Origin of the sequence: Halostagnicola sp. A-GB9-2 (assembly GCF_030068615.1) — an archaeon.
In the GTDB taxonomy this organism is placed as follows: Archaea; Halobacteriota; Halobacteria; order Halobacteriales; family Natrialbaceae; genus Halostagnicola.
Window position 1 is genome coordinate 567,358 of record NZ_JASJOC010000002.1, and the last position, 13,876, is coordinate 581,233.

At 62.3% G+C, this 13,876-nt stretch carries 15 protein-coding genes and 1 tRNA gene; 8 read left to right on the top strand and 8 right to left on the bottom strand.

Features of this window, described 5'->3' with window-relative positions; genetic code table 11:
• Positions 1-32: 32 nt before the first annotated feature.
• From QNM96_RS08180 to QNM96_RS08205, 6 genes are all read right to left on the bottom strand, one after another.
• Positions 33-749: an alpha/beta fold hydrolase gene (locus tag QNM96_RS08180; RefSeq protein WP_283835592.1), complete on the bottom strand. Its 717-nt coding sequence runs from the start codon at positions 747-749 to the stop codon at positions 33-35.
• 169 nt (positions 750-918) lie between these two features.
• Positions 919-2,277 (bottom strand): PQQ-dependent sugar dehydrogenase, encoded by a 1,359-nt coding sequence (locus tag QNM96_RS08185; RefSeq protein ID WP_283835593.1) that lies wholly within the window; start codon positions 2,275-2,277, stop codon positions 919-921.
• Positions 2,278-2,402: 125 nt separating this feature from the next.
• Positions 2,403-2,870 carry a DUF6691 family protein gene (locus QNM96_RS08190; RefSeq protein WP_283835594.1) on the bottom strand — a complete coding sequence of 156 codons (468 nt, stop codon included), beginning with the start codon at positions 2,868-2,870 and terminating at the stop codon, positions 2,403-2,405.
• Positions 2,867-3,370 (bottom strand): YeeE/YedE family protein, encoded by a 504-nt coding sequence (locus QNM96_RS08195; protein WP_283835595.1) that lies wholly within the window; start codon positions 3,368-3,370, stop codon positions 2,867-2,869. The genes QNM96_RS08190 and QNM96_RS08195 overlap by 4 nt, the downstream gene beginning before the upstream one ends.
• A gap of 167 nt (positions 3,371-3,537) precedes the next feature.
• Positions 3,538-4,335 (bottom strand): succinylglutamate desuccinylase/aspartoacylase family protein, encoded by a 798-nt coding sequence (locus tag QNM96_RS08200; RefSeq protein ID WP_283835596.1) that lies wholly within the window; start codon positions 4,333-4,335, stop codon positions 3,538-3,540.
• 226 nt (positions 4,336-4,561) lie between these two features.
• The gene (locus QNM96_RS08205; RefSeq protein ID WP_283835597.1) at positions 4,562-5,044 is read right to left on the bottom strand and encodes a DUF309 domain-containing protein; all 483 of its coding nucleotides are present in this window, start codon (positions 5,042-5,044) and stop codon (positions 4,562-4,564) included.
• A gap of 138 nt (positions 5,045-5,182) precedes the next feature.
• Between QNM96_RS08205 and QNM96_RS08210 the strand changes: the two genes are divergently transcribed.
• Positions 5,183-5,338: a hypothetical protein gene (locus QNM96_RS08210; RefSeq protein WP_283835598.1), complete on the top strand. Its 156-nt coding sequence runs from the start codon at positions 5,183-5,185 to the stop codon at positions 5,336-5,338.
• A 123-nt stretch (positions 5,339-5,461) separates the two neighbouring features.
• Positions 5,462-5,544: transfer RNA gene (locus QNM96_RS08215), tRNA-Leu, on the top strand.
• Between the two features lie 259 nt (positions 5,545-5,803).
• On the opposite strand, the gene QNM96_RS08220 is transcribed toward QNM96_RS08215, so the two are convergent.
• Positions 5,804-6,571 carry a glucose 1-dehydrogenase gene (locus tag QNM96_RS08220; RefSeq protein WP_283835599.1) on the bottom strand — a complete coding sequence of 256 codons (768 nt, stop codon included), beginning with the start codon at positions 6,569-6,571 and terminating at the stop codon, positions 5,804-5,806.
• A gap of 89 nt (positions 6,572-6,660) precedes the next feature.
• Between QNM96_RS08220 and QNM96_RS08225 the strand changes: the two genes are divergently transcribed.
• The 6 genes from QNM96_RS08225 (at position 6,661) to QNM96_RS08250 (ending at position 12,347) form a co-directional block, all read left to right on the top strand.
• Complete coding sequence (locus QNM96_RS08225) at positions 6,661-7,464, top strand: inositol monophosphatase (protein WP_283835600.1); 804 nt, start codon at positions 6,661-6,663, stop codon at positions 7,462-7,464.
• A 97-nt stretch (positions 7,465-7,561) separates the two neighbouring features.
• On the top strand, positions 7,562-8,683 hold the full coding sequence (locus QNM96_RS08230; RefSeq protein ID WP_283835601.1) for a DUF63 family protein: 1,122 nt from the start codon (positions 7,562-7,564) through the stop codon (positions 8,681-8,683).
• A 151-nt stretch (positions 8,684-8,834) separates the two neighbouring features.
• Positions 8,835-9,761, top strand: coding sequence for an NOP5/NOP56 family protein (locus QNM96_RS08235; protein WP_283835602.1), 927 nt, complete (start codon positions 8,835-8,837; stop codon positions 9,759-9,761).
• On the top strand, positions 9,754-10,395 hold the full coding sequence (locus QNM96_RS08240) for a fibrillarin-like rRNA/tRNA 2'-O-methyltransferase (RefSeq protein ID WP_283835603.1): 642 nt from the start codon (positions 9,754-9,756) through the stop codon (positions 10,393-10,395). Before QNM96_RS08235 ends, QNM96_RS08240 begins: the two co-directional genes overlap by 8 nt.
• Before the next feature lie 128 nt (positions 10,396-10,523).
• The gene (locus QNM96_RS08245) at positions 10,524-11,606 is read left to right on the top strand and encodes a glutamate--cysteine ligase (RefSeq protein WP_283835605.1); all 1,083 of its coding nucleotides are present in this window, start codon (positions 10,524-10,526) and stop codon (positions 11,604-11,606) included.
• A gap of 81 nt (positions 11,607-11,687) precedes the next feature.
• Entirely contained in the window at positions 11,688-12,347 is a 660-nt protein-coding gene (locus tag QNM96_RS08250) for a helix-turn-helix domain-containing protein (RefSeq protein WP_283835606.1), read from the top strand.
• 145 nt (positions 12,348-12,492) lie between these two features.
• Here QNM96_RS08250 and QNM96_RS08255 read toward each other — a convergent pair whose 3' ends face one another.
• The gene (locus QNM96_RS08255; RefSeq protein ID WP_283835607.1) at positions 12,493-13,608 is read right to left on the bottom strand and encodes a M24 family metallopeptidase; all 1,116 of its coding nucleotides are present in this window, start codon (positions 13,606-13,608) and stop codon (positions 12,493-12,495) included.
• Positions 13,609-13,876 lie beyond the last annotated feature (268 nt).

Below are 13,876 nucleotides of genomic sequence, written 5' to 3' on the forward strand. Positions count from 1 at the left end.
GGATCTACGCGTTCGAAGTCGATTCGCGGCAGTTAGACCGCAGTGAGTAGCTTTTCGACTACCGTTTCCGGGGCGGAGAAAAAGGGCGAGTGACTCGCCTCGAGTGTGTGAACTTCATCGCAGGGGAGTGCCTCGAGCATCTCCCGTTGGGCTCCGGGAGTGATTGCCCGATCCTGATCGCAGCGCAGGTAGACCCGTGGGACACTCCCGAACTCGTCCGGAGTGGTTTCCACCGGCGTAACCATTCCCGCCAAGGGCTCGGGCCGAAGCAGTGATTGAGCGAGTTCCACGTCGGGTTCCGAGCAGTCACCGTAGAACGCCTCTCGAGTTGCACTGTCTGGGACACGAGCCTCTCCGGCGTCCTCGTCGACGACGAGGTTCTGCGTGACTACCGATTCCTCGTCCGATTTCGAGTAGTCAACAAGTGAGTTGCCGTGTTCGGGAAGGAACGCCGTGAGGTAGACGAGCGTATCGATCTCGTCGGCGTAGTACTCGGCCGTTTGCGTAATTATCACGCCAGCCATGCTGTGGCCGACCAGAATCGACGGGTCATCCTGGGCTTCGAGCACATCTCCGACGCGTTCAACGTGGCTCTCGAGGGTGACTTCCTCGACCGGGGTTGTATCGGTTCCGTGTGCAGGAAGATCGATCGTAACGACATCGTGACCGGCTTCCTCGAGTTTCGGTACGACCTTGTACCACGCCCAGGCGCCATGCCATGCTCCATGAACTAAAACGAACGTACTCATAGTTGATCACCGGAAACGAGCTGCGTTGGGTTTTCCATACGGGGAAATCCAATAGCTGGGTCAAAAGTGTTATTGTGCTTGAAAATTCCGACGAGAGTACCGTTATCCCAGCACAAGACGTGTGAAAAACAGAGACAGAACGAGTGTAATTTTCGTTCGAAGATCCATTTCACGACGGCTCAAGACGTACGATTCGGTCATCGTCCGCGAGCGGGAACTCCCCGTCCGCTCGACCGTCGCGATTCGACGTGAGCAGGTACAACGTTCCGTCGGGTCCCTGCTCGACGTGGCGAAGTCGACCGTACTCGTCCCCGAAAAGCGGCTGGGCGGTCGCCGTCAACCGGTCGTCGAGCCACTCTCCGTCGTCTCGAGTTTCCTCGCTTCCGTCTCCGTTGCTCGTTTCGCTGCCGTTGCTTTCGGCTTCGTTCCCGGTTCTCGAAAATTCGTCATCCCTCGATAACGACACGGCGTACAGCGTTTCCGACGTGAGCCCGCAGACGAACAGTCGGTTTTTCCAGTTCGGAATCGTGTCGCTGTCGTAAAAGTCGATGCCGGATGGCGCCCACGTTTTGTCGGGGCCCGTGTTGAGAACCGGTGGCGTCACCTCGTCGTACTCGCCGTCTCCGTACGCTTCGTACTCCGGGTCGTCGGGCCCGCCGCGAAGCACGTCCCACCCGTAGTTGCCGCCGGGGTTGACGATCGATATCTCGTCTCGAGCCACCGGGCCGTGTTCGGCCACGAACGGGACCCCATCCGGACAAAAGTCGATTCCCTGCGGATTTCGATGGCCGAGTGAGTAGGTCCGAGAATCGCTTTCGTCGCCGAAGTTGGGATTCCCCGAGACGGGATCGCCATCGGTCGTCACGCGGAGAATCGCTCCCGCCAACGAACTCGGATCCTGTGTGAGAGCCGGCGTTTCCGCATCACCGGTCGTCACCCAGAGATCGTCTTGGGGACCGAACGTGATGCGTCCGCCGTTGTGGGTCGTCGCTCCCGGTATCCCCTCGAGGATCGGCTCGAGATCCTCGGTCTCGAGATCGTATCGAACGACGCGGTTTTCGATCTCGCCGGTATCGACGGTGTAGTAGACGAACAGAGCCAACTCGTCCGGATAGGACGGGTGAACCGCGAGGCCGAGCGTCCCGCCCTCGCCGGGTGCCGATCGATCCGGGAGGTCGGTGGCCTCGAGGATCACCTCGCCGTCCGCCGCCTCGAGTTGTGCGTCCTCTCGCATCGAGTCCGCGTCGAAACGCCTGACACCACCGTCTCGTTCGGTGACGAACGCGTCGTCGTCGGCGAAGGTGAGGTCCCACGGGATCTCCAGGCCGGAGACGACCGTCGTCGATTCGACGTCCGTTTCGGTGGGCACGCCATCAGCGGGTTCCCAACTGGGTTCGGACCACTCATATTCGGGTGCGTCTCCCGGCTCCGTGAGTTCCGTTTCGTTCGAATCCTCGAGACAACCGGCGAACAGAGTCGATGTCGCGCCAACCGTCTGGATGAAACGCCGTCGGGACGGACGGTCCATATGAACCGAGACGACCCGAAGTCACGACTGTGCTTCGGTACGTGCGGGCTCTTCCGGTATCCGATTCGTGTGCCAGCGAATCTCCATCTGGCCGGTCGCGAAAACGAGACGACGTCAGTCGGCCGTCAGTCGGCAGTTGCCGCCGAGCGAGCGTCGTCCGCGCTCGCCGACCGCCAGAATCCCTGCGCGTACGCGCCAATGAACATCCCCGCGATCCCCCAGAGGATGGCGTAGTTTCCGACCCCGAGACTGGCGTAGGCCGCGCCGGGACAGATGCCCGAGAGACCCCAGCCGACGCCGAAGATGCCGCCGCCGATAACGACGTTCTTGTCGAGTGTCTTGAGTCGGCGACCGTAGGACGCCCCGGTCATCGGTGCCCGACCGACCAGTCGCGGCGCGGTGAAAAAGACGATACCCGTCACGACGGCGGCACCGCCCATGACGAACAGCAGGCCGAAGTCCTCGAATAGTAAGAACGAGAGGACAACCTCCGGCTGTGCCATCTGGCTTAGGCCGAGTCCGAACCCGAAGATCAGCCCGCCGACTAACACCAGCGGCATGAACAGCGGGTGTTGGTCGTGTTCGGCGCTCATGGCAGGCCGGCCACCCCCACGGCCTGAACCAGCTGTGCGGTTCCGATCGCGATTAGGAGAAAGGTTGCGACGCCGACGAACGACGCCCCCGAAACCGACCCGACGCCACAGACGCCGTGGCCGGAGGTACAGCCCTTCCCGACTCGAGTCCCGATTCCGATGAGGACGCCGCCGATAAGCAGTCGCCACCACTCGACCTCGGTTACCCAGAGCCCGTCCTGTGGCGAGAGCGTGACAGCATATATCGCCGCCCCGGCGACGATGCCGAGCGTGAAGACGACTCGCCAGTCGCGCGATGGACGGTACTGCTGGAACCGAGAGAGGTTCGAGGTGTACGATAGCGTCGACTCGAGAAACGTACTTGCACCAGCCGGTATCGCCGTGCCGAGGTAGATCACCGCAACCCCGAGTCCGACGAGCAATCCCCCAGCCGCGTAGTGGCTGATTCCGTTCGGGAACGGGTCCGAAAGGAGCGCCACGAATAACGGTAATTCACTCATTACTCTCGAGAAAGCAGTCAGCGGGTATCAATGTGACACCCGCGGGGAAAATTGTGTGTAACTCGGTTGGTCGCGGTATGGGCCGGCTGGTCGCGGTATGGTCGATTAGTCGCGCGCCCATCGTTGAGCGGCGTCGGGCGGTAACAGTCCGTTGCCCGGCGATCGGATCAGTCCGCAGTCGCCTGTGAAGAGAGAACGTCGAGTTTCTCCGCGGTATAGCCGAAAACGTCGCGGTAGCCGTTGGCCGACATGAGAACGGGATAGAACGATTCGTCGGCGACCTGCTTCTCGCCGTCCGCAGCCGCGAAGGAATCGCCTTCGTCGACTCGAGTGAAGTTATCGACGAACACTTCGTACGTATCGGCCTGGTCCTTCCAGATACAGTCGATGAGCCGGTAAACCGGGAGCTCGCGACTGACCCTATCGCCCGGAAGCGCGCCGGTCGCGGTGAGGAATGCGCGTGTGAGGCTGTAGGCGTTTTCCGCTGCCGTTTCGCTGCCCTGGAGCCCGCATTCGACTTCGATCGTGTCGATCTCGGTGAAGAGCCGCCCTTCCGAGAAGTTCCCGGTTTCGACCATCGCCGCGACGGGCAGTTGCGGACAGAGCTCTCTGGCGGTTTCGGTTACGCTTTTGACGATTGCGAAGGGTTCGCTGTGACTCTGCGTTGAGTGCATCGAGAAGGTAAAACACCCCTCGAGCTCGTCGGTCAGTTCGGCTGCCAATTGTTCTTCGTGAGTTTCCGCGCCTGGATCGCCGGGAAACGCGCGATTGAGATCCTCATCTATATACCGCTCCTGCGCTTCGAGCGCTCGTTCGTTCGCGACGACGAGCTTGACGGGACGTTCGACGGCCGGCCGCTGCTCGAGCAGTCGTTCGACGGCTCGAACGCCGCAAGGCTCGTCGCCGTGAACGCCGGCGAGAATCGCCAACTCCGGCGTACCCGACCCGATCTGTGCAACTCTCATTGTCGGATATAGGTCGGTCAGCCTCAAAGGCAATTCGGTTGGGAGCGAAGCGCGGTATCGAGTAGCACAACGCGGCTATACCCCGATACGGAACCGTACAATCGGATGTCAAGTCAGTCTTTCGTGGACAATAAGCACCAGTACAGTTCCTCGAGACGGCGATTTCTCACTCGACGGCTACCGCCTCATCGACCCGATCAGGTAGGTACTCGAGCCAGACACTCCATCACTCGAGCGCCTCGGCGTACGCAAAATCGACATCGCGAGCCGCCGGTTTCGAGCTGTCAAGTCGAATTTGCCAGTCGCCGATCCGTTCGGGGTCCTCGAGAGCGTTGGTCAGGACGGTGCGAACGTCGCGCAGGTCGACCCCGTAGTAATCTTGAGGGACGCCCTGGAGGTACTCAAGCGCCGTCCGAAACAGCGAGCGCATGCCGTCGTCGTCCCGAAAGTCGACGTGTTTGTACGCCCCGGCGGCGACCTGAACCATCCCGTGGAGGAACGCACTCTCGGTCCGTCCGCGGCCGTAGTTGTACCACTCCGCTTCGAAGCAGTCGTGACTCTCGTGGTACGCTTTCGAGTTGAACAGCCGAACGCCGTGAATCGTCGCCCGTCGGAGCGTTCCGTGCTCCCAGCGGTCGTCTTCCTCGAGCCAGCCCGGGGGATTCCCCGCGGGCGGCCCGACCGTTGGATCGTTCGTGTGCTCGTCCATGGAGACACCAGCCCGGCCAGCGGAATATCGGTTCGGGTCGGCTCCGTCGAACGTTCGATCGGCTCATATCCTCCTCGAGGAAGATACCTAGCAAAACGGCCATTGTACTTATCCGCACCCCATTGCTATCTCCGAGTAATGCAACAGCCGTACGGTCGTTGTGAGGACTGTGGTGAGCGTCTCTACGAACATATCGAAGGTGGGTACAACTGTACAAACTGTGGCGAGCGCTACAGTGAGGATTTTTTCGACGCCGACCCCGAATCGTCGAAAGTCGCAGTGGCGGGTCACTGAGTAACGTAGGGCCGGTGTCCGCACTCGAGAGCGAGGAGTGTTCCGTTCCCAGCCTCGGCGTCGACTCGAGTCACCGCGGAATCGCAGGGTATTCAAACGATAGTCTCTAACAGTGGCGTGTGTGCGAGGGTAGCCAAGCGGTCAACGGCGACGGACTCAAGATCCGTTCGTGTAGACGTTCGTGGGTTCAATTCCCTCCCCTCGCATCACAGCGTTGCGAACGACCGCTCGAAGCGGGCTACTAACGGTAGCGCAGGTCGAGTCGATATCGTCGTTCGCCACGCACGATGCGGAAGATCAGCACGAAGCGATCTTCCCTCGCAACTTACTACTGAACCAAGCCTTGAGCGAGAGCGACGGCTCTCGAGTGAAATCGCGGACTCCGTCGAGAGAGGTGGGCGAAATGTCGACAAAGAGGGTCGAATTCGGCACACCGGATCGCTCCGTTCGATACGGGAACTGCACCTACCGTGCGGTCCACCCGCCGTCCGCCGCCAGACACTCACCGGTCACGTAGCTCGCGGCGTCGCTCGCCAGAAAGACGACGGGACCTGCGATCTCTTCGGGTGAGGCGAAGCGCTCGAGCGGCGTTCGATCCAGAATCGACTGCCGGAGCTGGTCGTTCGCCTCGAGCTCCTCGGTCAACTCCGTCGAGACGTATCCGGGTGCGACGGCGTTGACTCTCACTTCAGGGGCCCAGTCCAGCGCCATACTCTTGGTCAGGCCGACGAGCCCGTGTTTCGAAGCCACGTACGGATGCTGTCTGGGAAGCCCGACGAGTCCGCCGACGCTCGCGATATTGATCACCGATCCGTCGTCGCTCTCGAGGAGCGACTCCGCCGCGGCGGTCGTCACCTCGAACGCTCCGCTGAGATTGACCTCGAGGACGTTCTCGAGGCTCTCCGTCGAAATTTCCTCGGGGCGGCCGAGCGCGTCGTCCGGGTTGAACCCGGCGTTGTTGACGACGATATCGATACCGCCGAACTCGGCTTCAGTGCGGTCGATCACCGCCGAAACTGCGTCCGGATCGGTTACGTCGGCGTCGGCGGCCATCGCGGTACCGTCGCTGGATTCGATTTCTTCGGCGACGGCGTCGACTTCCGCGGTCGTTCGAGCGGTCGGAACGACCGCCGCTCCCGCGGCGGCTAACTCGAGTGCGATCGCTTTGCCGATACCGCGTCCGCCGCCCGTTACGACTGCGACTCGTCCGTCGAGATCGAAGGCATCTATCATACGTTGTCTGAGATCCGTTGTCTCACCCCTGTCGCGCGGGAGCCATCAAACCACCACAACTTTTCGTTTCCACCGCCGATACTCGAGTAATGGACGAACTCGAGCGGGCCGACGACAGAGCTGACTGTGCGCTCCGTGCAGCCAGAGCGGGCGCTTCTATCGCTGAAGACTCGTTTCGAACCACACTCGACGTCGAAACGAAAGACGGGAAGACGGACGTCGTTACGCAGGCAGACCGCGACGCGCAGGTCGCCGTGATCGAGACGATTCGGGAGGAGTTCCCCGACGATGCTGTCGTCGGCGAGGAAGACGACGAACTCAAGGAGGTCCCCGAATCCGGCCCCGCCTGGATCGTCGATCCGATCGACGGCACGAACAACTACGTCCGCGGCCTCCGCGTGTTCGGGACCGCAGTCGCGGCGGTCATCGACGGCGAACCGGTCGCCGGAGCGACCGTGCTTCCGGCGCTCGAGGATACGTATCGCGCGGGTCCGGAAGGCGTCTTCCGAAACGATCGGTCGATTTCGGTCAGCGAGACGGCGGATCCCGAAGCGGCCACCGTCTGCCCGACCTTCTGGTGGAACTTCGACCAGCGCGACCAGTACGCCGCGGCCAACCGGGAGGTCGTCGAGCGCTTCGGCGACATGCGCCGGTTCGGTTGCGCACAGGCGACGCTCGCGATGGTGGCCTGCGGCGGCCTCGACGGGACGATGACGAACCTCCCGACGAACGCCTGGGATACCGTTGCTGGGGTCAAGATGATCCAGGAGGCGGGTGGAACCGTCACCGATCTCGAGGGCGAACGGTGGAGGCACGATAGCGTCGGGCTCGTGGCCTCTAACGGGGAGATTCACGACGAACTACTCGAGGCGACGCAAGCGATCGACGGCTGAGCGCAGGACTCGAGGCGGTCTCTCGTTTCGAATCGGCCGGTTTCAACGCGTACGAGAAACCGGAAACGGTAAGCGGTCGCCGCCACGGATATCGGTCATGGACGACTTCATCGAGCGGTTCGGTCCAGAACACGTCTGGGCCGCGACCGTCGCTATCCTCGCTTCCGCGGTCGCCCTGTTGGCGATTTTCTTTCCGCAGCGAGTGTACGTCGACGTCATCTGGCACTATTACTGGGGACCGGTGGTCGCCGACGCCCACGGCTGGAACTGCGTCGCGTGGGCTGGCGGCGAACAGATCGAGTGTGAACCCGGTGCGGAGGGACCAACGGCATCTCCGGGGTACACCTGGCAGTCGTACGCGGGCTACATCCCGACGCTCATCCTCGGCGTCATCGGCATCATCTTCCTGATCAAGCGCCTCGATATCGACCGCTATCGGGCCGGCTTCTACGGGCTGTTTCCGTTCATGCTCTTCGGCGGTGCGTTGCGCGTCGTCGAAGACGCGAACGTCGCGGCCTACAGAGACACCGGGGAGCTCGCGATCGAACTGCCGTGGTCCGGATTTCTCATCAGTCCGCTAATCTACTTCGTCGTCTTCATCGTCGCCGCGATCGCGGTCGCCGTCTCGGTGTGGCTCGAGCGAAACGACCACGTCTCGGGCTACGAGTACCCGCTCGCGGGGATCGGGACGGTGCTTCTCGTGGTGACCGTCGGGTATCTCGGCTACCTCACGGCAACTGAGCCGTACGCGACGTTTTATGGGTGGCTTTTGGTCGTCACGCTGGTCGGCGCGACCGTCGCAACCGGGATTACCTGGTTGCTCATCCAGACGTTCATACCCGGAATCAACCGCGGGACGGAGTACATGGGACTCGTCGTCATCTGGGCCCACGCCGTCGACGGCGTCGCGAACGTCATCGGACTCGACTGGGCGACCGCGTTCGGCCACGCGAACAATCTCGTCCCCAAGCATCCGGTCAACGCGTGGATCGTCGACACGACGGGTGCGCTGTTGCCCGCAGATATCGTCGCGGTGACCGGTGAAGCCTGGCCCTTCCTCTTCGTCAAACTGGCCGCCGCCGTCTTCGTCATCTGGATCTTCGACGAGACGGTCTTCGAGGACAGCCCGCGCTATGCAATCTTGCTCATGATCACCGTCGTCGCGGTTGGACTCGGGCCGGGAACGCGAGACATGCTTCGAGCGACGTTCGGCGTCTGATTCGATATCGAGGCGTTTCTGGGCGGTTCGCTCGAGCAAACGTCGGGCGGCTACGGGATTTTTTCGATCTGCTCGCGTTCGAGTGACTCGCTCCTGAGCTGTGACGGCTCCGAACGGGGCCTTTAATCGCACGCGGCGGAAACGGGCACGTATGACTACGACAGCGGGATGGTTTGCGGCCGTCGCATCCGATTCCGACGCGAGCGATGACGCACTCGCCGCCACGATACGCGAGGGGGCCGCGAGCGAATCGGATTCCTGGCCCGCACGGGCGGTCGACGCAGGGATCGTCGACGACGAGAACGAGTACTACGATCTCCTCCACCGAGCGACGATGGCCGCGACTCGAGCGGCCGTCACCGAACGCGAGCGAGCTGACGACAGCCAGTTGATCCACGCGATTCGCGCGATGGACGACTGCCAGCGAACCGCGAACGAGCTGGCTGAACGGGTCGCGGAGTGGGGCGGAACGCTCGACCCCGACGCCGGAACGGGAATCGAATACGCTCGAGCGCTCGCGAGCGACGATCCAGACCCCGACGAGACGGCCGTCACTTCGCTGGCCGAGCAGGTCGTCGAACTCGAGAAGGAGGCCGAACGTTTGGGCGAGTACATTGAACAAACGATGCCGACCGTCGCGCCGAATCTAAGCGCGCTTGCCGGGCCCGTCCTCGGCGCGAGACTGATTTCGCTGGCCGGCGGCCTCGAGTCGCTGGCGAAGAAACCGAGCGGGACCGTGCAAGTCCTGGGTGCCGAAGACGCGCTGTTCGCCCACCTCCGCGGGCACGCTCCGTCGCCGAAACACGGCATCATCTACATGCACGACGGCGTTCGTCGGACCCCGATGGAGAATCGGGGCTCGGCGGCGCGGGCGCTCGCCGGCAAGCTCTCGATCGGTGCGCGAGTCGACCACTACTCGGGGGAGTACCGCCCCGACCTCGAGGCCGAACTGACCGAGCGCCTCGAGACGATTCGGGCTCGAACCGGTGACGAGTACAACGGCGGGGGCGAGGGCAGTGATGCGGTCGCCGATGCTGATGGGGTCGACGATACCGACGGAGGTGCCGACGATGAGTAACCTCCCACAGGGCGTCGAGCGACGCCAAATCGACGGCGAGGAGCGACTCGCCACTCGAGGGGAGCCGGTCTACGGTGAACCGATCGAAGACGAGTGGCGCGCGTGGGACCCTCACCGATCGAAACTCGGCGCGATGATCGAACTCGGGCTGGATCACGGCCTCGAGGGCGGGGAGACGGTTCTGTACCTCGGCGCGGCGAGCGGGACGACGGTGAGCCACGTCGCGGACTTCTCGGGACCGACCTACGCCGTGGAGTTCGCCCCGCGACCCGCTCGAGACCTCCTTTCGGCCGCTGAGTCGCGGCCGCGCCTGTTTCCGCTGTTGAAAGACGCCCGGAAACCCGAGACGTATGCCCACGTCGTGGAGTCGGACGTCGAGGTTATCGTCCAAGATGTCGCGACTCGAGGGCAGGCCCGAGTCGCACTCGAAAATCGTCAGTTTCTGGCCGAGGACGGACGCCTGTTGCTCGCGGTCAAGGCCAGGAGCGAAGACGTGACGCGCGACCCAGAGGACGTATTCGCGGACGTTCGCGAGGAGCTAACGGCGAGTTCTGACGGCTACGAGATCCTCGAGACCGAGCGGTTAGACGATTACCACACTGACCACCTCGCGATCGTCGCGCGCCCCCAGTAACGCGGTAGTAGCGTGTTTCTTCGGCGAAACGCTCGCTCGAGACCGCTCTCGAGCGTACCAGGTTCCGATCACCGAGAGCGCTTCCGAGTCCAAACCGTATTTACCACCTCGGCCGAAAGCCACAGACGATGGAACGCGGGTCGTCGGAATCGTTCACACGGATGGGCACGCTGGGCATCGAAGAGGAATGTTTCGTCGTCGACGGCGACGGACGGCCCACGAGCGGGACGGACGAACTCGTCTACGAGCACGACCCACCCGAAGTTCTCGAGGGTCGGCTCGATCACGAGCTGTTCAAGTTCGTCATCGAAACACAGACGCCGCTGATCGAACGTCCCGAAGACGCCCGCGGTGCGCTCCTCGAGATTCGACGGGCGCTGGTCGAATACGCCGAGGAACACGGGTACCAGATCGCCGCCGCGGGATTGCATCCCCTCGCGAAGTGGCGCGAACTCGAGCACGCGGAGAAGCCAAGGTACCAGTCGCAACTCGATCGGATTCAGTACCCACAGCACCGAAACACGACCGCTGGCGTCCACGTCCACGTGGGCGTCGACGACGCTGACAAAGCGGTCTGGATCGCGAACGAACTGCGCTGGTACGTCCCGATCATGCTCGCGCTCTCGGCGAACTCGCCGTACTGGAACGGGTTCGACACCGGCCTCGAGTCTGCACGGGGAAAAATATTCGAAGCGCTGCCCAACACGGGTATGCCGACCCACTTTGAGGACTACGAGGCCTTCGACACGTTCGAGCGGCGGATGCTCGAGGCCGATTCGATTCGCGACAGGGGTGAGCTGTGGTACGACGTTCGCCCGCACACAGAGCACGGAACAGTCGAGATTCGAACGCCGGATGGGCAAGCCGATCCCGATATCGTGCTGGCATTCGTCGAATACTGCCACGCGCTCGTCGAAGCGCTGGCCGAGGAGTACGAGGACGGAACGACGGGCGAACGCCACCGGCGCGAACTCCTCGACGACAACAAGTGGCGGGCGATCCGGAACGGTCACGACGCGACGTTCATCGATCGCGATCTCGAGGGCACCGTCGGGCTTGGCGAGGTCGTCGATCGAGAGTGCGAACGATTGGGCATCGACGGCATCAAAGACGTCTATGACTCCCCGAGCGGGACGGACACCCAGCGCCGGCTTCGACAGGAGGAGGGGACGGATGCGCTGTGTGAGTCGCTGCTTCTCGAGGGAGAGTGAGTAGAATCGGCTTGCGAACGATTCGCTAGCCGCTGCAAAGCTTTAACACCGCGGACAACTTTGTCCCCGACGAGAGGACACATGGCTTCAGACGAGATCGACGAGCACCAGCCAGATGGTCCGGACGACCGAGCGGACGGTCCGAACGATTCATCCGAGACTGGCGAACGAATGCGTGAAACGGCGGCTGACGAGGTCGACCAGCGGATCGTCGATCTCCTCTCGTGGATCCTCGACACGGAAACGAGAGCGAAGATCTACGTCTACTTGCTGGCGAATCCAGGAAGCACGTCGGAGGAGGTCGCCAAGGGGACCGGCCTCTATCCGAGTACCGTCCGAGAAGCACTCGCGGAGCTCAACGACGAAGACCGCGTTATCCGGGAAAAACGCGCCAGCGAAGGCGCGGGGAACAATCCCTACGAGTACACGGCGATCCAGCCGAGCGACCTCGTCGGCGGCGTCGTCGATCAGGTCCAACAGGAACTGAACACCATCTTCACGCTCGACCGACTGCTCGATCGAGACGGCCAGCGGGAGCTCGAGGACGATGAAGACGCCGAACCCGTGACGATCACGGTCGACGAGGACGACGTGGCCGCACTCGAGGAAGAATTCGAGAACGGTGAGAGCAACGACGCGGCGTCCGACGATACCACAGAAACGGATTCCGCTACGGAAGACCCCAGTTCTGAGGATCAAGACTCATCGGCTGATGACGCGTCGGATTTAGGGTCAGAATAACTGTACCGACGGTAGTAAGATAGGCCGGGTGACAGTCTCGAGAACCGGTCTCGTCGACTTCAACGGCTCAGTGTTGTCGGTTAACGCGTTGTCGCTTCACGTCTCATTGATCTCCGAAACTTCGGTTGGCACTGGTCACTGTGAGTCACTCGTCGTGGATTCCGAGAATACCCGGTCGCTCGAGTTCGAGATCGCGGTCGACGGCTCGGGCGGTCACGGTCGGCCACTGGCCGGTGGCCGTCAGCGGTTCGAACTCGTTGTCGGTAACGAGAACGGTTCCTTCGCTTTTTGCACCCTGTATGGTCGGATTCCAGGCGTAGGCCATCGGCGCTCGCACGGCCGCCTCGTGATCCGGCGTGGCGATCCATTCGCGGCCGGCGAAGCCAGCGGCACCGCCCTGGTGGTGGAGTTCCCACTCGCCGTCCCAGCCGACTTCGTCGTAGGCGTGCTGGATCGCGTCGAAGACATCGCCCGCCCTTGGGGTCGTCTCCGGTGTTTTGGTTGCAGTTGCGAGTTCTTGCGTGGCCGCAAGCGCCGTCGTCTCGACTCGAGTCGCGGCCGCGTGGCGGTCCTTGAGCCACGTCGGCGGGTCGAACGCAACGGTTCTTGTACAACTCGCGTGCAGGCCGTCTCGCTGTGCGGTTACCGAAACGAGCGCGTAGTCGCCGAGCTCCTCGCGTTTGGGCGTGTAGTGGCGATACTCGGTGGCGCGTTCGGAGCCGCCGACGAGGATGACGGGCGCTTCGATTTCTCGAGCTGATAGCGCAACCCGGAGCGCGGAGGCGACTTCGTGTTCAGTGTCCTCGCTACGGAGCTCGTGACAAACGGATTCGACCGCGGCGGCGGTTTCGGCCCCGAGATCGCGGTATCGCTCGCAGTCTTGCTCGGTCAACGGCTGGCGAAGCGTCGTCGGATCGACCCGTTCGAACCACGGGATGTCGATATCCGCCGCGGCGTTTTTCCCTGTGTACTCCGTGAGTGCGTCTTCGAGGGACGTTTCGTGCCACGGAAATCGTTCGACTACAGGTGGTTCCTCGAGGTTCGGGCACTCCTCGTCGAGGATGCGGTCGGCTTCGATGTTGTCGGTGAGAAGCGTCAGTTCGTCGCCGTCGTAACCGATTGCCGCGACGCCAGCGTCCGCGGCTCGGTCGATCACGTTCGAGCCGCCGGTGAGCCAGGTAAACGAGTTCGGACGGGCGAACCAGACCGACGCGAGGTCGCGATTCTCGAGATAGTCGTCGAGCCGCTCGAGTTTCTCCATGTCGGGTGCTTGCGTGGGTGGTTCTTGAATGCGACGAAGCCGCTCGTTTACTCGTCTCGCGATTTTCTTCGCTATACTCACTCGAAGACAGGAGTTCAATCTGGAGTCGGTAGTTGTTCGTTCGATAGTGTTTTGGGTAATTGATATTCTTCCACGGTTCAGCTGCAAAATGATTTTAACACCCCACTATCGCCGACAATAGGGATTTCCACATCCTCCCCAACCGATTCGGTCACTCGCACGCTCGTTCCCTCATCCACTGGAAGAC

Coding starts and splice junctions, on each gene's coding strand:
- QNM96_RS08245 (WP_283835605.1), top strand. CDS start 10,524: ATGGAACGCGGGTCGTCGGAATCGTTCACACGGATGGGCACGCTGGGC.
- QNM96_RS08195 (WP_283835595.1), bottom strand. CDS start 3,370: ATGAGTGAATTACCGTTATTCGTGGCGCTCCTTTCGGACCCGTTCCCG.
- QNM96_RS08220 (WP_283835599.1), bottom strand. CDS start 6,571: ATGATAGATGCCTTCGATCTCGACGGACGAGTCGCAGTCGTAACGGGC.
- QNM96_RS08240 (WP_283835603.1), top strand. CDS start 9,754: ATGAGTAACCTCCCACAGGGCGTCGAGCGACGCCAAATCGACGGCGAG.
- QNM96_RS08210 (WP_283835598.1), top strand. CDS start 5,183: ATGCAACAGCCGTACGGTCGTTGTGAGGACTGTGGTGAGCGTCTCTAC.
- QNM96_RS08235 (WP_283835602.1), top strand. CDS start 8,835: ATGACTACGACAGCGGGATGGTTTGCGGCCGTCGCATCCGATTCCGAC.
- QNM96_RS08255 (WP_283835607.1), bottom strand. CDS start 13,608: ATGGAGAAACTCGAGCGGCTCGACGACTATCTCGAGAATCGCGACCTC.
- QNM96_RS08190 (WP_283835594.1), bottom strand. CDS start 2,870: ATGAGCGCCGAACACGACCAACACCCGCTGTTCATGCCGCTGGTGTTA.
- QNM96_RS08230 (WP_283835601.1), top strand. CDS start 7,562: ATGGACGACTTCATCGAGCGGTTCGGTCCAGAACACGTCTGGGCCGCG.
- QNM96_RS08180 (WP_283835592.1), bottom strand. CDS start 749: ATGAGTACGTTCGTTTTAGTTCATGGAGCATGGCATGGCGCCTGGGCG.
- QNM96_RS08205 (WP_283835597.1), bottom strand. CDS start 5,044: ATGGACGAGCACACGAACGATCCAACGGTCGGGCCGCCCGCGGGGAAT.
- QNM96_RS08200 (WP_283835596.1), bottom strand. CDS start 4,335: ATGAGAGTTGCACAGATCGGGTCGGGTACGCCGGAGTTGGCGATTCTC.
- QNM96_RS08225 (WP_283835600.1), top strand. CDS start 6,661: ATGGACGAACTCGAGCGGGCCGACGACAGAGCTGACTGTGCGCTCCGT.
- QNM96_RS08185 (WP_283835593.1), bottom strand. CDS start 2,277: ATGGACCGTCCGTCCCGACGGCGTTTCATCCAGACGGTTGGCGCGACA.
- QNM96_RS08250 (WP_283835606.1), top strand. CDS start 11,688: ATGGCTTCAGACGAGATCGACGAGCACCAGCCAGATGGTCCGGACGAC.